Annotated in this window: 22 protein-coding genes; 8 read left to right on the forward strand and 14 right to left on the reverse strand. The window is 63.7% G+C overall.

Annotated features, from left to right (window positions below; genetic code table 11):
- Positions 1–689 precede the first annotated feature (689 nt).
- Complete coding sequence (locus tag RAD16_RS25165; protein ID WP_458160536.1) at positions 690–2,306, reverse strand: winged helix-turn-helix domain-containing protein; 1,617 nt, start codon at positions 2,304–2,306, stop codon at positions 690–692.
- On the opposite strand from RAD16_RS25165, the gene RAD16_RS25170 reads away from it, so the two are divergent.
- The 4 genes from RAD16_RS25170 to RAD16_RS25185 all read left to right on the forward strand — a co-directional run bounded on the left by RAD16_RS25170 (position 2,299) and on the right by RAD16_RS25185 (position 6,474).
- Positions 2,299–3,297 carry an SDR family NAD(P)-dependent oxidoreductase gene (locus RAD16_RS25170; protein WP_458160537.1) on the forward strand — a complete coding sequence of 333 codons (999 nt, stop codon included), beginning with the start codon at positions 2,299–2,301 and terminating at the stop codon, positions 3,295–3,297. The genes RAD16_RS25165 and RAD16_RS25170 overlap by 8 nt on opposite strands.
- Before the next feature lie 120 nt (positions 3,298–3,417).
- Positions 3,418–4,161 carry an SDR family NAD(P)-dependent oxidoreductase gene (locus RAD16_RS25175; protein ID WP_458160538.1) on the forward strand — a complete coding sequence of 248 codons (744 nt, stop codon included), beginning with the start codon at positions 3,418–3,420 and terminating at the stop codon, positions 4,159–4,161.
- A gap of 286 nt (positions 4,162–4,447) precedes the next feature.
- Entirely contained in the window at positions 4,448–4,705 is a 258-nt protein-coding gene (locus tag RAD16_RS25180) for a hypothetical protein (protein ID WP_141262990.1), read from the forward strand.
- 818 nt (positions 4,706–5,523) lie between these two features.
- Entirely contained in the window at positions 5,524–6,474 is a 951-nt protein-coding gene (locus tag RAD16_RS25185) for a PAS domain S-box protein (protein ID WP_458160539.1), read from the forward strand.
- Between the two features lie 204 nt (positions 6,475–6,678).
- On the opposite strand, the gene RAD16_RS25190 is transcribed toward RAD16_RS25185, so the two are convergent.
- The 7 genes from RAD16_RS25190 to fliI all read right to left on the reverse strand — a co-directional run bounded on the left by RAD16_RS25190 (position 6,679) and on the right by fliI (position 13,724).
- Positions 6,679–7,149: a hypothetical protein gene (locus RAD16_RS25190; RefSeq protein WP_458160540.1), complete on the reverse strand. Its 471-nt coding sequence runs from the start codon at positions 7,147–7,149 to the stop codon at positions 6,679–6,681.
- 296 nt (positions 7,150–7,445) lie between these two features.
- Positions 7,446–8,669: an NAD(P)/FAD-dependent oxidoreductase gene (locus RAD16_RS25195; protein ID WP_458160541.1), complete on the reverse strand. Its 1,224-nt coding sequence runs from the start codon at positions 8,667–8,669 to the stop codon at positions 7,446–7,448.
- Positions 8,670–8,785: 116 nt separating this feature from the next.
- Positions 8,786–9,745, reverse strand: a complete 960-nt coding sequence (locus RAD16_RS25200; protein ID WP_458160542.1) for an AraC family transcriptional regulator — start codon at positions 9,743–9,745, stop codon at positions 8,786–8,788.
- Between the two features lie 257 nt (positions 9,746–10,002).
- Positions 10,003–11,082 carry an anti-sigma factor domain-containing protein gene (locus RAD16_RS25205; RefSeq protein ID WP_458160543.1) on the reverse strand — a complete coding sequence of 360 codons (1,080 nt, stop codon included), beginning with the start codon at positions 11,080–11,082 and terminating at the stop codon, positions 10,003–10,005.
- 34 nt (positions 11,083–11,116) lie between these two features.
- The gene (locus RAD16_RS25210; RefSeq protein WP_458160544.1) at positions 11,117–11,662 is read right to left on the reverse strand and encodes a sigma-70 family RNA polymerase sigma factor; all 546 of its coding nucleotides are present in this window, start codon (positions 11,660–11,662) and stop codon (positions 11,117–11,119) included.
- Between the two features lie 183 nt (positions 11,663–11,845).
- The gene (fliJ, locus tag RAD16_RS25215) at positions 11,846–12,265 is read right to left on the reverse strand and encodes a flagellar export protein FliJ (RefSeq protein WP_008138882.1); all 420 of its coding nucleotides are present in this window, start codon (positions 12,263–12,265) and stop codon (positions 11,846–11,848) included.
- Between the two features lie 133 nt (positions 12,266–12,398).
- On the reverse strand, positions 12,399–13,724 hold the full coding sequence (fliI, locus tag RAD16_RS25220) for a flagellar protein export ATPase FliI (RefSeq protein ID WP_458160545.1): 1,326 nt from the start codon (positions 13,722–13,724) through the stop codon (positions 12,399–12,401).
- A 415-nt stretch (positions 13,725–14,139) separates the two neighbouring features.
- Here fliI and ctrA point away from each other — a divergent pair, with 415 nt between their 5' ends.
- The 4 genes from ctrA to RAD16_RS25240 all read left to right on the forward strand — a co-directional run bounded on the left by ctrA (position 14,140) and on the right by RAD16_RS25240 (position 16,979).
- The gene (gene ctrA, locus RAD16_RS25225) at positions 14,140–14,841 is read left to right on the forward strand and encodes a response regulator transcription factor CtrA (RefSeq protein ID WP_016848562.1); all 702 of its coding nucleotides are present in this window, start codon (positions 14,140–14,142) and stop codon (positions 14,839–14,841) included.
- A gap of 160 nt (positions 14,842–15,001) precedes the next feature.
- A complete protein-coding gene (locus RAD16_RS25230) occupies positions 15,002–15,406 on the forward strand; it encodes a DUF350 domain-containing protein (RefSeq protein WP_326897762.1) in 405 nt (134 codons plus the stop codon).
- Between the two features lies 1 nt (position 15,407).
- Positions 15,408–15,815 carry a hypothetical protein gene (locus RAD16_RS25235; RefSeq protein WP_458160546.1) on the forward strand — a complete coding sequence of 136 codons (408 nt, stop codon included), beginning with the start codon at positions 15,408–15,410 and terminating at the stop codon, positions 15,813–15,815.
- A gap of 3 nt (positions 15,816–15,818) precedes the next feature.
- Positions 15,819–16,979, forward strand: a complete 1,161-nt coding sequence (locus tag RAD16_RS25240) for a glutathionylspermidine synthase family protein (protein WP_458160547.1) — start codon at positions 15,819–15,821, stop codon at positions 16,977–16,979.
- Between the two features lie 156 nt (positions 16,980–17,135).
- On the opposite strand, the gene RAD16_RS25245 is transcribed toward RAD16_RS25240, so the two are convergent.
- The 6 genes from RAD16_RS25245 to RAD16_RS25270 form a co-directional block, all read right to left on the reverse strand.
- Complete coding sequence (locus RAD16_RS25245; protein WP_458160548.1) at positions 17,136–17,606, reverse strand: hypothetical protein; 471 nt, start codon at positions 17,604–17,606, stop codon at positions 17,136–17,138.
- Positions 17,607–17,875: 269 nt separating this feature from the next.
- Positions 17,876–18,748 (reverse strand): CheR family methyltransferase, encoded by an 873-nt coding sequence (locus RAD16_RS25250; protein ID WP_458160549.1) that lies wholly within the window; start codon positions 18,746–18,748, stop codon positions 17,876–17,878.
- On the reverse strand, positions 18,745–19,947 hold the full coding sequence (locus tag RAD16_RS25255; protein WP_458160550.1) for a protein-glutamate methylesterase/protein-glutamine glutaminase: 1,203 nt from the start codon (positions 19,945–19,947) through the stop codon (positions 18,745–18,747). Before RAD16_RS25255 ends, RAD16_RS25250 begins: the two co-directional genes overlap by 4 nt.
- A gap of 75 nt (positions 19,948–20,022) precedes the next feature.
- Positions 20,023–20,388: a response regulator gene (locus RAD16_RS25260; protein WP_007600538.1), complete on the reverse strand. Its 366-nt coding sequence runs from the start codon at positions 20,386–20,388 to the stop codon at positions 20,023–20,025.
- A gap of 73 nt (positions 20,389–20,461) precedes the next feature.
- Positions 20,462–20,932 (reverse strand): chemotaxis protein CheW, encoded by a 471-nt coding sequence (locus RAD16_RS25265; RefSeq protein ID WP_458160551.1) that lies wholly within the window; start codon positions 20,930–20,932, stop codon positions 20,462–20,464.
- A gap of 21 nt (positions 20,933–20,953) precedes the next feature.
- A partial coding sequence (locus RAD16_RS25270) for a response regulator (protein WP_458160552.1) occupies positions 20,954–21,738 on the reverse strand: 785 nt, incomplete at its 5' end.

The following is a 21,738-nucleotide window of genomic DNA, read 5'->3' on the forward strand; positions in this document are numbered from 1 at the left end:
CGCATTGCCGTCGCTTCCATGGCTCGCATCTCCTTCGCAGACACACCTTCGCGCTCTCGCGGCTCATCTCGCCCGAGCTTTGCTGGTCGCCTCACCCTCGGTGAAAGAGGGCGCAGGGAAGACCGGGTGCCGGCCGGGCACCCACGGTCCACTGTGCGAAGGGTGGCTACAAAGATCTGCACAGCGGCATACAGGTGAAGCCCAACACACGGCCTTCCCTGCGCAGTGGTTTGACGGCTTATGTCGCGCTCTCCCCGGGGAGCGATGCACTATTGCCCCCGTCGCCTCGCGGATGACTGATGGATGAACCCGGTCGGGCCGCATACATCACCACAAGACTTGGCGCACAGACCCCGGGCGCCAGGACCACACGATTTTGCCGTACGCCGATCACACCGGTCGTGCGCGCGACGGTTTTGCTCACAGTTACCCGCCCTGCAAAACCCTTCGCGCCGATGTGACCCGCGCCCACCGCCGCCCGGCCCGCGTTCGTGACGATCGCGATACGCCCCTCTTCCTTGGGCCGGAATAACGCGACACATACGCCAATTCCGAATTTCGGTAAAGTGGATATTTTCGACTGTCGATCTCGACCAATTCATGGCGTGTTTTGCCCGTCGGGCAGCACAAGGGCTTGTGGCCCGTTGCCTCCGAATCATCATTGCGAGCGCAGCGATGGCGGACCGAAATCAGGCTCCGGACTTTAAACCCGCGCGCGACAGCGCTTCACACATCTTCTCGCGATATGGCGGCGCAAAGCACCACATCTTGTAGTACGCGTCGGCTTCGCGGATCGTGAACCCCGGCCTCATGCGCAGCAGAGTTGCTACGTGCGCCTCCGCCTCCTTGATGCGGTCGAGGTAGGGCAACGTGTAGGCCATGTGCAGATGGCTGATCCAGAGTTGCTCGACATAGGATTGGCGGAACGCGCTAAAGGCCCCTGCATAGTCATCGCGGGCGAAGGCGCGTTTTGCACTCGCCCACCACCACCAGCGGGGCGTGCTGGGCGCCGTCAGCGCAATCCCCCGTTCAGCGAGCGCAACGCCCTCATCCCAGAAGCCCGCATAGGCCATGAGATTGCCGAGCGGGCCGAGATTTTGCGGATCATTGGGATTGAGTTCGATCGCTCGCATCGTCTCGATGCGAAGCAGATCAGGCTGGCAGGCCATCCAGGCGGCACGTGCGACCAGTCCGCGAACGAATGCGTCGTTCGGCGCGATCTCGACGGCGCGATTTGCCGCTTCAACCGCCTTATCCGCGAGGTCAAGGCGATCTTCGACGCTGCCGACTTCGCCGCTCGGCGAGGGAAAGCCCCACGTCCGTTGACTATTGAACACCAGAACCAGCGCCGCCCAGGCTGCTGCGTTTCGCGGCTCCGCGCGCGTCAGGCGTTCAAGGCATTCGCGCGCCTTTGCGACGGGCTCCAGAACGGTCGCATCTGTCGGAATGCCGATCACCCCCTGGACGATGCACTCATAAGGCGTCAGCTCGTGACTGGGCTTGGACTGTATACGCCTGTATTCGGCAGCGCCGATCGCGCCCCAATAGCTGCCGATCATGGCGCTGGCCTGGCCGGATATCTCGTCCTGCGTGGCCAGCAGGTTGGAGGCGGTCACGTTGGCTCTGAAAGTCTTGCTCCAGACCTGGGTGCCGTTCCGGGCATCGGACAGCTGAATATCGATGCGGGCCAGTTCGCCGTCCAGCCAGAGATGACCCTCGACGAGATAATCGACGCCGAGCGCGCGCCCGAAGTCGCCCGCGCTTTCGAAGCGATCCTTGTGGGATTTGGTCACGCTTCGCGCCAGAACGCGCAATTCGCCAAAGCGGCCCAGCGCAGAGATGACTTGCCGCGTCAGTCCGTCGGCAAGCACATCGAGGCCACTGCCGTCATGGTCCGCCTCGAATGGCCACACCGCGACAGTGGGTCCGGCCGAAAGATCCCGCGCGACCTGCACGGTCTGCTCGACCAGGGACATCATGTAGCCGCGCCGGGGAACGGTTCGAATTAGATCGCGGGCACTCTCGCCAAGCGCGCGCCGAATTTCGGAGATGCACTGGGTGAGGGAATCTTCGGTGACCGTCAGGCCAGGCCAATTGGTGGCCAGGAGCTCGTCCTTCGAGATGACCCGCCCTGGGCTCGTCGCCAGATGCCGCAGCACGCAGAACGATTGATAGCGCAGATCGATGCGCGCGCCGGTCGCGTCGCGCAATTCCTGTTGCCGCAGATCAAGCGTCAATTCGGCGATCTGGACCTGCTCCAGACCGTTCAAAACATTTGGTCCGACGTCTTTGGGACGGATGTTCACAACTGGCCCGGGTATCGCGCAGAAGACCTGCGGTAAACTGCACCTGCCTGACCCTGTGTGCAAGGCGATAACGCGGCGGCAACGATCAAGATTTCAGAACTATTTCGGATCGCTTCAGCTGGCTTTCAGGACGGCCAGCCGTGCGCTGCCTAGGGATCCGCCATCCCTGATCGCCAAACGGCGACCCGGGCATTCGGGCCGGACGAGATCCGCCCGAGAACGCGGTTCAATCCGGGAGTTCGTGATGGTCGGATGGGTTGTCTTGGTCACGGGTGGCCTGACGGGTATTGGACGCGCAGCCGCCATCGCCTTTGCAAGGCAAGGTGCCATCGTCGTCGTCGCCGGTCGGCGCGAGGAGGCCGGCGCGCAACTCGTCAACGAACTTCGTGCGGTCGGTTCGGACGCCGATTTCATCGCCGCGGATGTGCGCCACGAAGATAACGTTCGCATGATGATTGACCAGACCGTCGCGCGATTTGGGCGCCTCGACGTCGCCGTCAACAATGCGGGCACGGAAGGCAGGCCGGGTCCCGTGACGGAGCTGACGCCGGAAAGCTACGTGGCGGTGTTCGATACCAACGTGCTTGGAGTGCTGCTCTGCATGAAGCACGAACTACGCGTGATGCAGGCGCAGGGCTTCGGAAACGTCGTCAACATTTCATCGACCATGGGCAGTCGCGGCGCGGCCAACGCCTCTCTTTACGTCGCAAGCAAGCATGCCGTCGAAGGCCTGACCAAATCCGGCGCACTGGAGGCCGCGGCGTTCGGCGTCCGGGTCAATGCCATCGCGCCGGGCCCGATCGAAACTGCGATGCTCGATCGCTTTACCGGCTCGAACGACCGCAAGGCAGGGATGCTCGCCAGCATTCCGCTTCGGCGGGCCGGTAAGCCCGAAGAGCTGGCCGACGCAATCCTGTTCGTCGCCTCCGACAAGGCCTCTTTCGTCACCGGTCAGATCGTCAGCGTCAACGGCGGCAGGACCGCCAGTTGATCAAGCCGTTTGGAGCGACCGACACAGCTTTTCTCATCTCAAGATCTGTTCGGCCATGGCCCAAAGGTCAGACCGGCTCCGTCGCAGCTATCTATCTCTAACTCGAATAGGAACTTCGCCATGTCAAAGAAACTCGAAGGTAAAACTGCGCTAATCACAGGCGCCTCCCGTGGCATTGGTGCCGCTATCGCCAAGCAGCTCGCTGCTGATGGCGCCAGAGTCGCCATCACCTATGCCAGGGGCGCGGATGCAGCAGCTTCCGTCGTCAAGGCCATCGAGAGCGCCGGCGGCGAAGCTATCGCGATCCAGGCGGACGCTACCGATCCAAAGGCCGTTCAGGCCGCAGTGGACAAGACCGTGGGCACGTTCGGAAAGCTGGACGTGCTTGTGAACAATGCCGGCACCGCGATCCCGAAAAAATTCGAGGAGACGACGCTGGAAGAGCTCGACCAAGTGATCAACCTCAACGTCCGCAGTGTCTTCGTCACGACGCAGGCCGCCTTGAAGCAAATGAACAATGGAGGCCGAATCATCTCCATCGGCTCTTGCGTCGGCGAACGCATGATGACGCCAGGGCTAGTGCCGTATTCCGCGACCAAGGGCGCGATCCGCATGTTCACGCAAGGCCTGTCGCGAGAAGTCGGAGACCGCGGCATCACGGTGAATAATGTGCAGCCAGGACCGATCGATACCGATCTGAACCCCGCCTCTGGAGATTGGGCCACCCCGCAGAGGGCGGTCACGGCCCTCAATCGATACGGTAGGGTAGAAGAGGTAGCTTCGCTGGTGGCATTCGTCGCCAGCGACGCGTCGTCCTACATTACCGGAGCAAACTTGACGGTCGATGGCGGGACCAATGCCTGACGAATTGGCAAACCTGTTGCAATTGCCCCTGGGGCCAAGCTCGACGGCGCGAACCGTCGAGGCCGGTTACGGTGACAGTGCACCGTTACAGTAACAGTGCACTAAACGGTGCCAGATAAGTGCACTGTCACCGTAATCCAAGGTGAAGCAGCCCGCCAACGGCAGCTTTTGACCATAGCGGACACTGTTGCGCCGCCCCAAGGCGCGGACATCGTTTGCCGCGACTTTGATTCGGAACTGAAGCGGGACCAGCCTGTTGGTTCGATCAGCCAAGCGGAGTCTCGCAATGCGGATCATTCTGATAACAGCGGTTGGCTGGGCGTTGTCTTGCGGATTTGCGGCAGCACAGACCGACCCCAAGGACATGACAACTGGACGCTCGGCACCAGAAGAAAAAGGTCAATTGCAGCCCCAAGGTTGGACCGGACCGCTGGATACGAAATCGGGTGGCGCGCCGCCGGAAAGCCCGCAAGGTCAAAGCCCACCGGGAATGCAGGCGGCGCCGGACGGATCAACCAAAGTGGTGACCGAACCACGTAAGTAAGACGCGAAGGCTCCTCGCCCATCGACGGCCTAGACTACCAGACAGAGCGAGGAGCTTGCCGGCCTCTGAACTATCTATGGTCACTTGCCCGGCGCGTCACGCAATCGATGCAGCTCTCTGGCGGCGTCCTTGATCAGACCCTGCGCCGCCTCGCCCTCTTGGCCGACGATGAACCCCGATGCGAAAGCCAGGAGCCGCTTCTGCCCCATAGCCGCCAGTTTGGCGCTAGCGGCTTTTCTTGGACACAATAGGTTTCAGCGCGGCTGCCGGGATGATCCCGGCGCGCCGGGATTGTTGCCGCCATATGTTGAAGGACCGGTCCCGCTAAGGCTTGTTGGGCCGCCTGCCGTTCCGTTGGGGTCAGTTTTCGCTGCAGTGCGGCCCGGCCCGCGCATCATGTTCATAGAGCCAAACCAACCATGGTGGTGATGGTGCCGGTAGCTATTCGCCGAAGCGGCGCCACCGGAGAGAGCCAGGGCCAGTGCAAAAGTAAGAGTTGCGGTTTTCATGAATAAATCCTCCTTGCGAACGAACATCGGCAAGAGGACACCGTTCCATCGGCGAGCCATACTTCTGCCCTCGAGGATTTCCGCTCTAGGCTCCGTTGCTGACCTTGGCGGATTGAGCCTCGATGTCCGCTCTCCAGTGTTGAACCGACCATCGCCGAGCAAGCTGCCGCGGTCGGCTCGTGACCCAACGAAGACATCGCGGCCTTCGCATTTGGTGCTATGATGGGCCACCAACGGCAGTGCAGTATCTGGCTTTTCGGGGTCTTCTCGGTGTCGCGGAAATTAGGGCTTCAAAGCAGCGAGCCAGTTTTGGAACGTGCCGAGCGCCTGGCCAGTCTGCTGGCCTCCATAGTTGAGTCTAGCGACGATGCGATCGTTAGCAAGAATCTAGATGGCATTATTACAAGCTGGAACAAGGCAGCTGAGCGCATCTTCGGCTACTCTGCCTCCGAGGCGATCGGCCAGCCCATTGTACTTGTGATTCCGGAGGACCGGCAAAGCGAAGAGCGTGAGATTTTAACTCGTATCCGACGAGGTGAGCGCATAGACCATTTTGAGACTGTTCGGCGGCGTAAGGATGGTAGCTCAATCATCGTTTCGCTGACCATTTCTCCCGTCAAGGATGTCCATGGTAACGTCGTTGGCGCATCAAAGATCGCTAGAGATGTTACCGAGCAGAAGCGAACTCAGGAGCAGATTAGCATTCTGGCTCGCGAAGCGGAGCACCGAAGCAAGAACATCCTCTCGAACGTACAGGCAATCATCAATCTTTCTCAGTCCGACACTTCCGAGAGCCTCAAGGAAGTGATCAGCGGGCGCATCCAAGCGATGGCAAATGTTCACTCGCTGTTTCTTGAAACGCGGTGGATAGGCGCTGAAGTGTCGGCGATCGCTAAGCAGGAACTCGCCCCTTATCTCGATGAACACGGCACGCGGGTTCGGATGGACGGGCTGCAAACCGTGTTAGAACCTACCGCCGCGCAAGCGATTGCTGTGGTCTTGCATGAGTTGGCAACCAATGCTTCCAAGTATGGGGCGCTATCGAACGCGAAAGGTCATGTTAGGCTGACGTGGTCGCACAGCGAGGATGGACAACTGGCGCTCCGTTGGACCGAATTGGGCGGTCCGAGCGTAAATGCGCCACAACGCAAGGGCTTTGGTAGTCGCCTCATCGAAGGGACGATCAAGCCACTTGGTGGTAAGGTGCGCTTCGACTGGCGCGCGGAAGGGCTTGTTTGCGAAATCGCCGTTCCGACGTGAAATCCCAATCGAACGGGCCCCGCCGCTCTCACCGTGGCAACTTCTGCTCATGGCCCTGGGCCGACATGCAGCGAAAGCTTTGGCATGTCGGCTATCAGAGACAGAGCAGACCAGGGACTTAGCAGCCCAGACTTCCGCTTTGCCCCACGGCGGACCACGAATACAGATTGTTCGACTTCGATCTGCTCATGCTCGTAGGGGCCCTCAGATTTCACAGCCGGCTGAATTCAAAGCCTTAAGTAAGCCACCAAAGGCCCTAAGCCGACAGGGCTCGGTACCGCTGGCGGCCTTTGAACGCTGGAGAATAGCAGTTCGTTTGATAACGGGTGCCTTTGGCTTCGACTTGGGACGTGCGGCGGTAGCGACCTTCTTCGTATCGTGCCGACGACGGGCGATCGGCTTCGGAGGCTCCGACGAATTGATACTGACGTCTTCTGGCGGAGAAATACGTTCGTCGACCGAAACAGCCTCTGTCGGCCTCTCGCTGCTCAGAGCGATAACTTCAAGGCGATCCGCCTTCGCCAACACGCCATGTGAATTGGAAGTGCCCGCGTTTGGTTCGGCAAGGGGCTGGACGATCGCGACGGCGCTGCGCCGTGGAGCTCTCAACTCCATTGCTGACAGTGCTCCTACACCCAACAGGATGAGGAGGCCCAACAACGCCGTTCTCAGCATACTGTGCCTCCAATCTGGGTTGGTGCCGCCGAAAATTCTCCGCTCCAAAAAGGCAACTTGTTGGCGGCTGCCGACCCGCTTAGGGATCATTTGTCGACAGGGTTAATGTCGGCGATGCCCCCGCTTGCGCGGCTATGCGCGGGCACGACTCCACGCAGCAAACATGAGGCACGCCGATGATCGCTCGTGGCCCATCGCGACATAATGGCTGGCGCGCGAACTTGGTCACCGTAGGGACAAAGCGGACATCGCCTGCGTCGCATCGTTTCGCCTGGTTTATGGATGCTCGGCTCGGCTCAACGACGCGGCGCCCCATAGGTCGGCGGCGGTGCCTGCACCGTCGGCGCGGCCGCAGCAAATAGCTCGTCCTTGCTGCCGGTGAGCGGCGGATAGATCCGCTTGCGGTTGATGGTCTCCTTCGTCGCCTTCGCGGCCGCACCCGTAGCGCGGACCTCGCGATCCCACCCTTCCGTGTAGAGCGCGCCCCAGCCGCCGAGATCGAGCACGGTGACGTACCAGTCGATCCGCAGCGGCAGCATCGGTTGTCCGACGAGATCGGCCACGACGTTGTGGCCGGCGAAGCGGCCCATGGGGCGCGCGAACTGGCAGGACATCACGGTCGGATGCAGGCCGTCGACCACGCTGGAGGCGACGTCGCCGGCCGCGAAGACGCCAGGCAGATCGGCTACGTGCATGAAGGGATCGACGAGAAGCCGGCCGAGACGATCGCGCCCGCTCGGAAAGTTTTCGGTCAGCCGGCTCGCGCGCATGCCGGCGCACCAGATCACGGTCTGCGTCGGGATGAACTCGCCCGAGCTCAGGCGTAGGCCGGCCGCTTCGACCGAGACCACGCGCATGCCGAGCCGGGTCTCGACGTCGAGCGAGGCCAACGCCGTCGCGATGACGGGGCGCGCATGCGCGCCGATGGTGGCGCCGACAACCGGATTGGGATCGACCAGGACGAGGCGGCGGCTGCCAGTGATGCCGGCACGCGCCAGGCGGTTCGGCATCTCGGCCGCGACCTCGATGCCGGTGAAGCCGGCGCCGACCACGACCACCGTCGAGCGCCCCGGCGACGGCGCGCTGTGTCCGAGCGAGGTGAGATGATCCTCGAGGCGAAGCGCCGCAGCATAGGTATCGACATCGAACGCGTGTTCGGCGAGGCCCGGAATATCCGGCCGCATCACCTCGCTGCCGAGCGCCAGCACGAGACGGTCGTAGGACAACATCTCATCGCCGCTGCTGGCGACCAGCGATATCTGCCGCCGCACGGGATCGATGGTCTCGACCTCGCCGATGCCATGCGTAACGCCGATCGGATCGAGCAATTGCGACAGCGGCAGCGCGACCTCGCTGAGATCGACCTCGTAATTGCGCACGCGGATGTTGTGATAGGGATTGCGGTCGACGAGGCGGATCTCGATGTCGCTGTTCGCACCGATCTCGTCACGCTTGCGCGCGGCACCGATGGCCGCCCACAAGCCTGCAAACCCGGCGCCAAGCACGACGATACGCGCCATGTCCGTTGACTTCGCTGTTCCAGGCAATCCGGTGATCTGCCCTGCGCGGACAGATATAGCTCATTCGCCTGGATGGACCAACTGCGGCGGCGGCGCGCCGCGGCACAAAATCGGGCTCAGGCCTCGCGCAGCTCCGACGGCGTCGCACCAAAGCGCTTGCGGAAGGCGCGGTTGAAATAGGACAAATCGGAAAAGCCGGAGGAATGCGCGATATCGCTGATCTTGCGCGCCCGCGCGCGGGGATCGCCGAGCAGCTTGCGCGCCAGCAGCAGGCGCTGCTCCAGCACGAATTCGGTGAAGGTGGTGCCGGCCTGCTCGAACAGGCGCTGCGCCTGGCGCGGGCTCAGGCCCGAGCGCGTCGCAACTTCGGACAGGCAGAGATCGTTGCGGCCGAGCGCGGCCATCACGTCGGCGCGCATGAGATCGAGGCGGGCCGCCGCATGTCCGTGGCCGCGCGCGAGGCTCGCATGCTCGGCATCGGTGCCGAGCAGCAGGCCGACGAGATCGACCATGTGCTGCGCGGTCAGGCGCTGGCCGACGGCTTCGAGATGCGGCCCGTGATTGGCGGCGAGCGCGTGATAGCGGAAAATGGTCTCGGCCACCGCACCGTCGGAGAGCACTTGCGAGAGCTTCTCTTCGGCGCGCGGATTGATGTCGAGCAGCGCGCGGCGCGGCATGCGGATGGTGGTGAAGCGGTCGTCGTCGGTGTGGCCGACGGTGCCGGTGACACCCATGTCGACGAGCACCATCTGCCCCGGCGCGAGCTCGACGGTGTGGCCGTTCTGTCCGACGCGAACGAGGCCCGCATGCGCCGAGATCAGCACGAGATCGTCGCTGCCGTCGGCAAGATGGCTCTGCGTGCGTGAATATTGCGCGGACGCGCCTTCCGGAATGGCCAGCGCGATATTGTCGACCACGCTGATCTGGAGCCGGCAATCGATGCTCTCGCCATGGCTCGGCCCGATGTCGAGACCGCAGGACCCGAAGGCCCGCTCGCGCCAATGTTCGAAGGCCGGACCGTGCGGCAGGCCCGCATATTGGTGGACGAAGATGCCCGGCGTCTTTGCTGCATCCATCTGATTTCCAAGCCCCTCTCCGGCGCCATGATTGTCGGCGCCGACTGCAAATTCCGGGCATTTGACGCCGCGGAATGGACAGAGGTTCAAATCAGGGGCGGATTCAGCGGGATTTGTCGGATTGCGACGGCGAGATGGACAGCGACGACAGGAACACGCCTGTAGCCCGGATGGAGCGGAGCGTAATCCGGGGTTCTCGCCGCCTTGCACGAAGGTCCCGGATTGCGCTGCGCTCCATCCGGGCTACGGGACCACACCTACTTCTTCGCCGGAACCTGCGGCTGCGCCGGCGGCACGGTCTCGATCAGCTTGCCGGAAAACACCGGCGCCGAGGTCGGCTGGCCGCTCGGCGAACCGCCGGCCTGCTCGACCGTGACAGCGTAGGTGGCGCCGTTGACGAGCTCGGCATCATAGCCGTCGAGCACCGGACGCGCGGTGAAATCGCCGGCACCGATGACGCCGAGCGAGCGCGGGCGCGGCAGCTTGTCGGAGATCAGCCAGAGCTCAAAACTCTTGCCGGGCTCCGGCGTCGCGCCGACCTTGCGCACGGTGAAATTTCTGGTCGCGCCGTCGATCGTGAGAATGAAGGCGGGACCGCCGCCCTGCCCTTGCAGCAGCGCGACATATTGCGACGACGCGGTCAGCGGCGTCGCCGGCGTCTTGACCTCGACCGTCTGGATGCGCGGTGCGGGACGCAGCGCGCCCGGCAGCGCGTCGGGCCGGAAGATCTGCAGCGACAGCGTCACCAGCAGCGCGGCGGCAAGCGCACCGACGGCGGACGCGATGGTGCGCCAGCGCTTCATGCGGCTTTCGAGCCGGATGACGTTGCTGTTGTCGGCGACCGGCGGCGGCGCGCGCACGATCTCGGGATCGGGCGCATGGACCTGCGGCATGTAGATCGGCACGACGTTAGGCCGCGCCTCGGAGGCCGGCGGCACCGTTTCAGGCTGCTCGGCGTCGGGAGGCTCAACTGCGGGAGGCTGCGGCTCCGCTTGATTGGCATCCTCCGACGGCAATTCAGGCGGCGCGGTGTCGAGCGGGGAAAACTCCGACACGGGCGGAGGCAGCGGCGGCGACGTTTCCGGCAGCGCCGGCGACTCCTGCGCAAAATTCGTCCGCGCGAGCTCGGAGCGGATGTTCTCCCACACGATCGGACGCGGCTCGATCGTGCCGACCATCTGGTTGAGGACGCCGAGCCGGTAGGCCCAGGCCTGCACCACGTCGGCGAACGCCGGGTCCACCGCCATCATGGTCTCGACCTGCGCGCGCTCATCGGCGTCAAGCGTACCGAGCGCATATTCCGCAGCGAGCGCGATATGGTCCTCCGTGTAGGCCATCACATGCAGTCCAGAACCACCCTCACATCATCCTCTAAAGTCCGAGGCATTCGCGAATATCCAGCATGCTGCGCCGCAGCCACGTCTTCACCGTATTGACCGGCGCGGCGAATTTCTCCGCCAATTGCTCGCGGCTCCAGCCGTTGTAATAGGCGAGAAGCACGAGCCTCTGACGGTCCGGCTCGAGCCGGCCGATACATTCCAGCAGCCGCTTCAGCTCCTCGGTCATCTCCCGGCGCGCCAGCGGATCGGGACTGTCGGCCGCAACCTCCATCGCCCGAGGCTCTTCCTCGATGGAGACTTCCGACTTCTTGCGCACGATGTCGATCGCACGGTTGCGCGCGATCGACGCCATCCATGTGATCGGCGACGACAAGGCCGGATTGAACTGGCCCGCGCTGTTCCAGATCTTGACGTAGGTCTCCTGAATGACCTCCTCTGCGAGATCCTGCCGGCGCAAGATACGGAGCACGACGCCATAGAGTTTCGCACGCGTGGCGACGTAGAGGCGCTCGAACGCGGCCTGATCGCCCCTGGCGACCGCCTCAATCAGCCCGACCAGCTCGGCTGGCGTCAGCATTCAGCCCCCCAACGCGCGGGCCTCGTCGCTTTGCGCGCTGGCCCCGGCACTCCACTACCATAGCGCGCGGCAGCGCCGACCACCAAGGGGCGCGGCGCCGTGCTGTGGACAGCACATACGAAAACCCGGACCCTTGCGGGTCCGGGTTCTGCGAATTCGCGTTGGGTCCGGCGGCTGAAGCCGTCAGGCGACCGCGCCGATGCGGGCGCGCATCAGGCCGATGCTGTCGAGGTCGGCCTGCTCGCGGGCGTTCTCTTCGGCGCGTTCGCGGGCCTGGTCGCGCTCGTCGAGGAGCTCGACCTTCTTCAGCTCCTCGAAGGCCTCGGCCAGCGCGGCCTTGGCTTCGTCGAGCTGGCCCTTGAGCTCGTCGGCCGAGCGGGTCAGGTTCTCGCGGCGCTGGATCGCCGCCTTGGCATAGGTCGGATAGGCAAAGTGCGAGGGATCGTTGATCCCGGCACGCTCCTGCTCGGTCGTGATCTCGCGCTCGAGATCGGTCGACATCCGCTGGAAGTCGGCGATCATGGTCTCGATCTGGGTGACCCGGCGGCGCTTCTCGTCGACCTGAAATTTCTTCAGGCGGATGAGGGTATCTCGTGACTTCATCGACTCATACTCCCCAGAAGTCCCCTGGCTGCAAGACATACACACATTGGGACGTCACCGGTCTCCCCACAGGCCCGACTGGGGCCAAGACCGGCTCTGCTACTCTGTGGGATCGGATGATGACGCGACAAAGTTAGCGTTCCGTTTCCAAATTACCGAGGATTTGCGCCAACTGGCGGTAACCGTCCGCCAGTGAGGCATTTTCGTCCTTGCGCTGCCGCAAGAACGCTTCCAGCGGCTCGTGCAGGCGGATCGCCTCGTCGACCTCGGGGCTGGAGCCGGCCCGGTAGGCGCCGAGCCGGATCAATTCCTCCATGTCGGCATAGGTCGCCATCACCGCCCGCGCCCGCTGGATGGTCGGCCAGAACTGCGGATCAGCCGATTTCGGCATGGTGCGGGAGACGGATTTGAGGATGTTGATGGCGGGGTAGCGGCCGCGCTCGGCGATCGAGCGCTGCATCACGATGTGGCCGTCGAGGATGCCGCGGACCGCGTCCGCGATCGGCTCGTTGTGATCGTCGCCGTCGACCAGCACCGTGAAGATCGCAGTGATCGCGCCCTCGCCCAGGCCCGGTCCGGCACGCTCGAGCAGTTTCGGCAGCTCGGTGAAGACGGTCGGCGTATAGCCCTTGGCGGTCGGCGGCTCGCCGGCGGACAGGCCGATCTCGCGCTGGGCCATGGCAAAGCGGGTCACCGAGTCCATCAGACAAAGGACATCCATGTCCTCGTCGCGAAAATATTCGGCGACCGCGAGCGTGAGATACGCCGCCTGGCGGCGCATCAGCGCCGGCTCGTCGGAGGTTGCGACCACGACGACGGAGCGCGCCAGGCCCTCCTCGCCGAGATCGTCCTGCAGGAACTCCTGCACCTCGCGGCCGCGTTCGCCGATCAGCCCGATGACGCTGACGGCGGCATCGACGTTGCGCGCCAGCATCGACAGCAGCACCGATTTGCCGACACCGGAACCCGCGAAGATGCCCATGCGCTGGCCGCGGCAGCAGGTGAGGAACGTGTTCATCGCGCGCACGCCGAGATCGAGCGGCGCACCGACACGCTTGCGCGAATGCGCCGGCGGCGGCGTGTTGCGGTACGGCATCGGCGCCGGCCCCTGCGGCAGCCGCCCCTTGCCGTCGATCGGCTCACCGAGCGCATTGATCACGCGGCCGAGCCAGGCCGACGACGGCCGCACTTGATTGGCGGCATTGGCAATCACCGCCTTGCAGCCGCGGCGCACGCCATCGAGCCCGGCAAACGGCATCACGACGGCATTGTTGCCGGAGAAGCCGATCACCTCGCAGGGAATGGAGCGGTTCACGCCGGTCTCGATCACGAGCCGCGCACCGACCGACATCGCATGAATGGGTCCGGCCACTTCGACCATCAGGCCGCGCACGCCGACGACGCGGCCATAGATATTGACGCCGTCGATGTCGCCGATCTGTTCGGCAAGCGCCTTCATAAGGGGGCCTTCATTAAGGTGGTCGCCTTCGAGCTCCGGGCCTTCACGGTGAAACTCTTAAGTTTCGCCATATTTCTGAACGGCGCTTAACTTCGTGTTTACCCGCATCATTAATCATTGCGTCACTGTCTTTGTGACTGAGCGTGGCTCCCCTTCAGAAGAAGGCTGAGTCGCGGGAGTCGGTTAGGCCCGTCTCTTAAAGTGGAACTTGAACGGAGCTGGGTGACGAAAGCTGCTTCTGCGTAAGACCTTAGGGCGATTCGACAAAAATTGCACCGGGGGGACTTGCGTTCCAGAATCAGGATTTGTTAACCATCTGTTGTCAGGATCCGAATCAGTTGTTCAAAGGCGTTTTGTTGAGTGCCGCGAATGCGGCCGACCTGACGCCCAGGAGCGGCGACTATGGGGAACTGGCATGCGCGTTTTGCTGATTGAAGATGACAGCGCCGTCGCGCAGTCGATCGAGCTGATGTTGAAGTCCGAGAGCTTCAACGTCTACACGACCGATTTGGGGGAAGAAGGCGTCGATCTCGGTAAATTATACGATTACGACATCATTCTTCTCGACCTCAACCTGCCCGACATGTCCGGTTACGACGTGCTCAAGCAGCTCCGGGTCTCCAAGATCAAGACACCGATTCTGATCCTCTCCGGCCTCGCCGGCATCGAGGATAAGGTCAAGGGTCTCGGCGTCGGCGCCGACGACTACATGACCAAGCCCTTCCACAAGGACGAGCTGGTGGCCCGCATCCACGCGATCGTGCGCCGCTCCAAGGGTCACGCCCAGTCGGTCATCCAGACCGGCGACCTCGTCGTCAACCTCGACACCAAGACGGTGGAAGTCGGCGGCCAGCGCGTGCATCTGACCGGCAAGGAATATCAGATGCTGGAGCTGCTCTCGCTCCGCAAGGGCACGACCCTCACCAAGGAAATGTTCCTCAACCACCTCTATGGCGGCATGGACGAGCCGGAGCTGAAGATCATCGACGTCTTCATCTGCAAGCTCCGCAAGAAGCTCGCCAACGCCTCCGAAGGCCGCAACTTCATCGAGACCGTGTGGGGCCGCGGCTACGTGCTGCGCGAGCCGCACGAGGCCGACGAGCGCATCCCCGCCTGATCCTTACGTTACGCGCGAGCCCGAGGGCTCGCGCCTCCCAGCCTGGACCCCGCCGCAAATGGCGGGGTTTTGTTTTTGGGGGAACGCTTCATCCGAAGCTTAATGATTGAACCGCTACCCTCCCCCCGCCGACGAATGGTCGCTGCACGATGGGGGAATGATGATCCTGCAATCACTCGCCGGCCTGCCTGCTTTCCTGGTCTATTTCTGCACCGGCCTGATCGCGATCGTGGCCTATCTGCTGGTCTACACCCGCATCACCCCGCACAACGAGTTCCAGCTGATCCGCGACAACGAGCCGGCCGCCGCGATCGCGCTCGGCCTCAGCCTGCTCGGCTTCGTCGCGCCGCTGGTCAGCGCCATCGCGCATTCGGCCAATGTGCTGGACTGCATGGTCTGGGCGATCATCGCGCTGATCGTGCAGATCATCGTGCTGTTCCTGGTGAGGGTCCCGGTGCCGAACCTGTCGGCGCGAATTGCCGCAGGCGAGCTTGCACCTGCGATCTGGCTTGGCCTGTCCTCGCTCGCCGCAGGCCTCCTCAACGCCGCCTGCATGATCTACTGATATGGCCGACAACCCCACCAGCACGGAGTTTGGCAGGCGCCGGCCGCGCCTGCCGGCGGACCTGCCGCTGCCGCCAAGGGAGCCGGTGAAGCGCTCCGGCCATGTCGCCCTGCTGGTGATGGGCACCATCGCCGTCGGCACCACCGCCTATACGCTGATGCCGCGACAAATTTGCGAGCCCTCGCCAGGCGCGCTGCCGGGTCAGACGGTTACGACGTGCACCAGTAGCAGCAGCGGCAGCAGTTCGTCCGGCGGCAGCGGCGGCTCGGGCTCGTCGTCACGATCGAGCTTCTACAGCAGCGATTCCTCCAGCCATTCCTCGTCGAGCACGTCGTCCGACTCCGGCCACAGCAGCGTCAGCCGCGGCGGCTTCGGCGCGTTCGGTCACGGCTTTTCGAGCGGCGGCTGATCCATGCAGCGCATCACCTGTCTCGAGCGTGACGACTGGCGGGAGACCGCAGCGCAATGCGGCTTCGTCTTCCACACCATCGGCGGCGACCGCTATTGGGACGAGCGCGCCTATTACGGTTTTACGCTCGACGAGATCGAGCGCGGCATCGAGACACCGACCGGCGAGATCGACGCGATGTGTCTGGAGCTTGCCGGCCGCGTCATCGGCGACGAGCGCCATCTCCGGCGCCTGAAGATCCCGGAGACATTCTGGGGCTTCATCGCCGAGAGCTGGGAGCGCGACGACCGCAGCCTCTATGGCCGGCTCGACCTGAAGTTCGACGGACAAGGCCCGGCAAAGCTGCTCGAATACAATGCGGACACGCCGACCTCGATCTTCGAGGCCGCGGTGTTTCAATGGACCTGGCTCGAACAGGCGATCGAACGCCGCATCATCCCGGCGCGCGCCGACCAGTTCAACTCCATCCACGAGCGGTTGATCGCGGCGTGGAAGGAGATTGCCGCCGGCCGCCATCTCCATCTCACCGGCACCACCGGCAATGAGGAGGACGCCGGAACGCTCGCTTATCTCGAGGACACCGCGCGGCAGGCAGGGCTCTCGACCAGGCTGCTCGACATCGCAGAGGTCGGCTGGCGCGACGAAGGTGGCGGCTTCGTCGATCTCGACGACAGCGACATCGCGCTCGCCTTCAAGCTCTATCCCTGGGAGTGGATGTTCCACGACACCTTCGGCGCCAAGCTCGCGAGCGCGCCGACGCGCTGGATCGAGCCGCCGTGGAAGGCAGTGCTCTCCAACAAGGGCATCCTGCCATTGCTCTGGGAGATGTTTCCGAATCACCCCAATTTGCTGCCGGCCTTCTTCGAGGACGATCCGCGTGCCGCTGAGCTCGGAACGTCCTATGTCCGCAAGCCGCTGCTGTCGCGCGAAGGCGCCAATGTCACGCTGGTCTCGGGCGGCATGCCGCTCGACGCGCAGGCAGGCCCCTATGGCGCGGAGGGCTTCGTGCGGCAGGCGCTGTCGCCGCTGCCGAACTTCTCAGGCTTCTATGTGGTGGTGGGAAGCTGGCTGGTGAACCACGAGCCATGCGGCCTGTCGATCCGCGAGGACGAAAGCCCGATTACGGGCAACCGCTCGCGGTTCTTGCCGCACGCGATCTTGTGAGGGGCGCTCGCGGCCCATCGGTGCGGGACGCGAGCGCGTAGGTCCACATGATGCGCTAAAGCACGACCCGGAAAAACGTGAAGCGATTCTCCGAAAGGATCATGCTCAAACGAGAACCCAAAGTGCGATGACGTTTCATCCCAATCCCATCGCGCTTTAGGGTGTCTTGATTATAAATCTTCCGTCGTACAGGCCCGCGCCCTTGAACCCGCTTTGCACACTCTCGAAGCCGCCTGTGCCTGTCGCGTTTGCGTACATTCCAGTACCCGACAGGATCGTATATTCCCCCTTTGCCTTTCCGTCCTTGACCGCGCCGGTGTATCGCGCCGTGAGTGAGGAGCCGTCGTCGAAGGTGTAGGTGCTGTAGCCGAAGATCGGTCCTGAGCCCTTCAGCAAGTCGGACGAATTGACGAAGTCCTTGACGGCAATGCGGCCGTCCTTGAAGAAGGCAACGCCGAACATCTTGCCGGACATGACTGTCTGACCTTCGACGTTCGCGACCTCGGTGACTTTGACGTCCACCGGTTTGGTGACGAGCTTGAATTCGAGCGTCTGCTCGCCGGCGAGAGCCGTCGCGGGCAAGGAGAGCGCCGCCAACAGGAAATAAGAGGCACAAGACATTCGCATGGTATGTCCTCCTCAAAACAGGTGATGAATTTGAATGAAGTCCCGCCTCCGTCAGGCCGGGACGATCGAGACCATAGCACAACCGCCGGATGCCGATGAGGCCGCGGTCGCGTCGCATCACCACATGCGCTCTGTTGAGCGGTAGCTGAGTAACGCGCGCTACTCAAATGCTGGTGAGACACCCGCACCACGCCGAAGAGAAAGTCAGGCAGGTACCGGCGGTCAGCCGCGACAACGCCGCTCGGTCAGATCGGCGGTCGTGCGCCAGATCACCGCGCCGCGGCGACCTTCAGCGGCTGCGGCATCAATCCACCCATCGGGCGGCCGGAGCGCGCGGGATTGAGCTGGTAGAGACCACGACGATCGGTGAGCGGGCGGAATGCATCGGTGATGCCGACGACGGATTCGGCGGCGCCAAGCAGCAGCGTGCCGTCGGCTTCCAGGCACTTCGCCATGCGCTCGAAGATCACCGCCTTGGTGTCCTGATCGAAATAGATCAGCACGTTGCGGCAGAAGATCACGTCGAACGTGCCGAGATGCGAGAAATCCTGCAGCAGGTTGAGCTGGCGGAACTGCACCATCGCGCGAATGTCGGCATTGAGCTGCCAGAGATCGCCGGCTTGCGTGAAATACTTCATCAGGTGCTGGATCGGCAGGCCGCGCTGCACTTCGAACTGGCTGTAGATGCCGGCCCTGGATTTCTCCAGCACCTCCTGCGACAGATCGGTGGCGATGATCTCGATGCGCCAGCCGGCGAGAGCCGCGCCCATCTCCTTCACGCACATCGCGATCGAATAAGGCTCCTGCCCCGTCGAGGACGCCGCCGACCAGATGCGCAAGCTCCTGCGCGCCGCGCGCGCCTGGATCAGGCCCGGCAGGATGGTCTCGCGCAGATGATCGAACGGGATCTTGTCGCGATAGAAGAACGTCTCGTTGGTGGTCATCGCTTCGACCACATCGATCGCGAGCCGGCCGTCGCCGTTCCTGATCTTCAGCACGAGATCGGGAATGCCGGGAAGACTTGCCTTGCGCGCCAGCGGCAGCAAGCGGCTTTCGACCAGGTACTGCTTGTCAGGAGAGAGATCGAGGCCCGAACGCTCTTTCAGGAACTTGCGCAGATAATCGTAGTCTGCGGGCGTCACGAGCGGTCTCCCGCGAACAGCCGGTTGATTTTGGCGCCGATCTGGTTGAGCGGCAGGATCGCCGCGCAGATGCCGGCATTCGCGGCCGCACCCGGCATGCCCCAGACCACACTGGAAGCTTCGTCCTGCGCGATCACGCTGCCGCCGGCGGCGACGATGTCCTTGCCGCCGCGCATGCCGTCCGAGCCCATGCCCGTCAGGATCACGGAGAGGATGCTGCCGTGCCAGATGTCGATTGCGGAGGTGAAGAGCGGATCGACCGCGGGCTTGCAGAAATTGACGGCGGGGCCGTCGTCGAGCGCGATCGCCACGTCGGCACCGCTGCGCGCGACGCGCATGTGCTTGCCGCCGGGCGCAAGATAAATCCGGCCTGGCTTCACCAGCTCGCCGTCAATCGCCTCGGCCGCCGGGCGGCGGCTCGCGCGCGCCAGATGCTCGGCGAGAATGGTGGTGAATGTCGGCGGCATGTGCTGGGTGATCAGCACCGGGTAGCGGTCGATGACAGGGCCAAGCTCGGTGACGAGCGCCATCAGCGCCTGCGGGCCGCCGGTCGAGGAGCCGATCAGCAGCACCTTCGGCACCTGCGTCGAGAACGGACGCGTGGAGAGCGAGCCTGATGACAAGGCATGCACGGCCGGAGCCGGTGCAGGCGTGGCGGGCCGCGCGATAGCCGGCGCGCGTGCAGCCGGCGCGGCAGGGCTCGCAGGCGCGAGCGGCGGGCTCGCGACTGCGGCCTTGCGGCGCAGACGCGCGCCGAGATGACGGATCTTCTGAATCAGATCGTGATGGAAGATGTCCGCGGCTGAGGCCTCGCGCGTGGACTCCGGCTTCGGAATGTAGTCGGCGGCGCCGAGCGACAGCGCCTTGAAGCTGATCTCCGCGTTGCGGCGGGTGAGCGTCGAGGCCATGATGATGACGAGATCGCGCTTCTTCGCCAAGAGTTGCGGCAGCGCCGAGATGCCGTCGAGCTCGGGCATTTCGATGTCGAGCACGGCAACGTCGGGATTGATGCGTTCGAGCTGGTTGACCGCTTCGAGCCCGGTGCGCAGGGAGGCCGCGACCTCCATGTCGTGCTCGGCACCGATCCAGCGCGAGATGAGGCCGCGGATGACGACGGAGTCGTCAACGACCATCACCCGCAGCGGACCGGCTTCGCGCGACGTGCCCGTGGTCGAATTACCTGCGAACGCAACACTCATTACTCACCAACTCAGACTGAAACGGTTCAGTTGAAAACAAAACGCCGAAGGAGCCGTTCAGCCTCCGGTGTTAGCTCAGATAAGGCCGACTTCCTGGAATTTCGCCGTCACGATGTCCTTGTCGAACGGCTTCATGATGTACTCGTTGGCGCCGGCGTGCAGTGCGCGCGCAATATGGGCCACGTCGTTCTCGGTGGTGCAGAACACCACCTTCGGCTGGTCGCCGCCGGGCATGCGCCGGAGATGGCCGAGAAATTCGTAGCCGTCCATCACGGGCATGTTCCAGTCGAGCAGCACCGCGTCGGGCAAGCCGCGCTTGCAGGCCTCCAGCGCTTTCTCACCGTCCTCGGCTTCGAGAATCTGGAAGTCGAGGCCCTCCAGGATCCGGCGCGCAACCTTGCGGATGACGCTGGAATCATCAACGACGAGACAAGTTCGCATGTGAACCTCTGCTTCCTTCCTCCTTTGCGGAGGCGCTTCCAATTGCAGGTCTGCCCGCGGCCATGCCGCCGGATCAGGCTGCCATCATCTCGGGCGCAAGCTCGAGCACGCGATCGACGTCGAGGACGACCATGAGCTGGCCGTCGAGACGGTGGACGCCGCCGGCGAGCTTGGCCATGCGGGGATCGAGGTTGACCGGGTTCTCTTCCATGCCGGCCTCGGGCAGGCGCAACACCTCGCCGATCTGGTCGATCAAGAGGCCATAGGATTCGCCGCGCAGGTCGACACCGACCGCCATCGGCGCCTTGCCGTCCTCGGCCTTGGGCAGGCCGAGACGGGCGCGCATGTCGATCACGGTGACGATGCGGCCGCGCAGGTTCAGCACGCCCGCGATCTCGCGCGAAGACAGCGGAACGCGGGTGACGCGCTCAGGCATGAACACGTCCTGGACGCGCGAGATCGGCAGGCCGAACAGCTGGCCACCGATCATCGCGGTGACGTATTCGACCATGGCGCCTTCGGTGGACTGCATCTTGTTGCTCATCGATTTATCTCCTCGTCCCCTTTACGCCGCGGCCCGGCTCAGCTCGGAGGCGCCGGCGGCGCCCGCGGTCTGCTCCTTCAGCGCCGCGATCAGACCGGGACGGTCGAACTTGGCGACATAGTCGTGGAAGCCGGCCTGACGGCCGCGCTCGATCGCCGCGGGCGAGACCAGCGCCGACAGGCCGATGATCGGCATCGCGCCGAGATTGCTGTCGGAGCGGATCACTTCCGCGAACTCGAACCCGTTCATGTCGGGCATCTCGATGTCGGTCAGCACGACGTCGAAGCTCTGGGCGCGGAGTGCGGCGAGGCCCTCCTGCGCGGTCGGTGCGGTGCGGACGCGGTAGCCGGCCGCCTTGAGCACCGGAGCCAGCATGTTGCGGAAGAACGCGGAGTCGTCGACCAGCAGCACCGACTGCGAGTGCATCGACGGCTTCATCTCCTTGCGGGTGAACCAGTCGGCGAACGCCATCGGCAGGAAGTGGCCGACGTCGATCACTTCGGTCGCCTGGCCCTTGATCACGGCCGAGCCGAGAATGCCGGAGGCGGAGCCGCCGACCTCGATGTTGAGGCGCTCCTCGACGATGTCGATGATCTCGTCGACGACGAGGCCCATGGAGCGGCCGTCATCGGCGAACACCAGGATCGGCTGGGCGCCCTGGCTCGCAATGGTGACGCCTTCCATGGCCACCAGCGGCATCAGCTGCTCGCGGTACTGCACCATGTAGCGGCCGTTACTGAACTCGATCTTGTCGGCCGGGAGCTCTTCCAGGCGCGTGACGAGGCCAAGCGGGACCGCCTTGGGCT

The organism is Bradyrhizobium sp. 18BD (genome assembly GCF_054185225.1).

Coding starts and splice junctions, on each gene's coding strand:
- RAD16_RS25170 (WP_458160537.1), top strand. CDS start 2,299: ATGTTCACAACTGGCCCGGGTATCGCGCAGAAGACCTGCGGTAAACTG.
- RAD16_RS25175 (WP_458160538.1), top strand. CDS start 3,418: ATGTCAAAGAAACTCGAAGGTAAAACTGCGCTAATCACAGGCGCCTCC.
- RAD16_RS25180 (WP_141262990.1), top strand. CDS start 4,448: ATGCGGATCATTCTGATAACAGCGGTTGGCTGGGCGTTGTCTTGCGGA.
- RAD16_RS25190 (WP_458160540.1), bottom strand. CDS start 7,149: ATGCTGAGAACGGCGTTGTTGGGCCTCCTCATCCTGTTGGGTGTAGGA.
- RAD16_RS25195 (WP_458160541.1), bottom strand. CDS start 8,669: ATGGCGCGTATCGTCGTGCTTGGCGCCGGGTTTGCAGGCTTGTGGGCG.
- RAD16_RS25200 (WP_458160542.1), bottom strand. CDS start 9,745: ATGGATGCAGCAAAGACGCCGGGCATCTTCGTCCACCAATATGCGGGC.
- RAD16_RS25205 (WP_458160543.1), bottom strand. CDS start 11,082: ATGGCCTACACGGAGGACCATATCGCGCTCGCTGCGGAATATGCGCTC.
- RAD16_RS25210 (WP_458160544.1), bottom strand. CDS start 11,662: ATGCTGACGCCAGCCGAGCTGGTCGGGCTGATTGAGGCGGTCGCCAGG.
- fliJ (WP_008138882.1), bottom strand. CDS start 12,265: ATGAAGTCACGAGATACCCTCATCCGCCTGAAGAAATTTCAGGTCGAC.
- fliI (WP_458160545.1), bottom strand. CDS start 13,724: ATGAAGGCGCTTGCCGAACAGATCGGCGACATCGACGGCGTCAATATC.
- ctrA (WP_016848562.1), top strand. CDS start 14,140: ATGCGCGTTTTGCTGATTGAAGATGACAGCGCCGTCGCGCAGTCGATC.
- RAD16_RS25230 (WP_326897762.1), top strand. CDS start 15,002: ATGATCCTGCAATCACTCGCCGGCCTGCCTGCTTTCCTGGTCTATTTC.
- RAD16_RS25235 (WP_458160546.1), top strand. CDS start 15,408: ATGGCCGACAACCCCACCAGCACGGAGTTTGGCAGGCGCCGGCCGCGC.
- RAD16_RS25240 (WP_458160547.1), top strand. CDS start 15,819: ATGCAGCGCATCACCTGTCTCGAGCGTGACGACTGGCGGGAGACCGCA.
- RAD16_RS25245 (WP_458160548.1), bottom strand. CDS start 17,606: ATGCGAATGTCTTGTGCCTCTTATTTCCTGTTGGCGGCGCTCTCCTTG.
- RAD16_RS25255 (WP_458160550.1), bottom strand. CDS start 19,947: ATGAGTGTTGCGTTCGCAGGTAATTCGACCACGGGCACGTCGCGCGAA.
- RAD16_RS25260 (WP_007600538.1), bottom strand. CDS start 20,388: ATGCGAACTTGTCTCGTCGTTGATGATTCCAGCGTCATCCGCAAGGTT.
- RAD16_RS25265 (WP_458160551.1), bottom strand. CDS start 20,932: ATGAGCAACAAGATGCAGTCCACCGAAGGCGCCATGGTCGAATACGTC.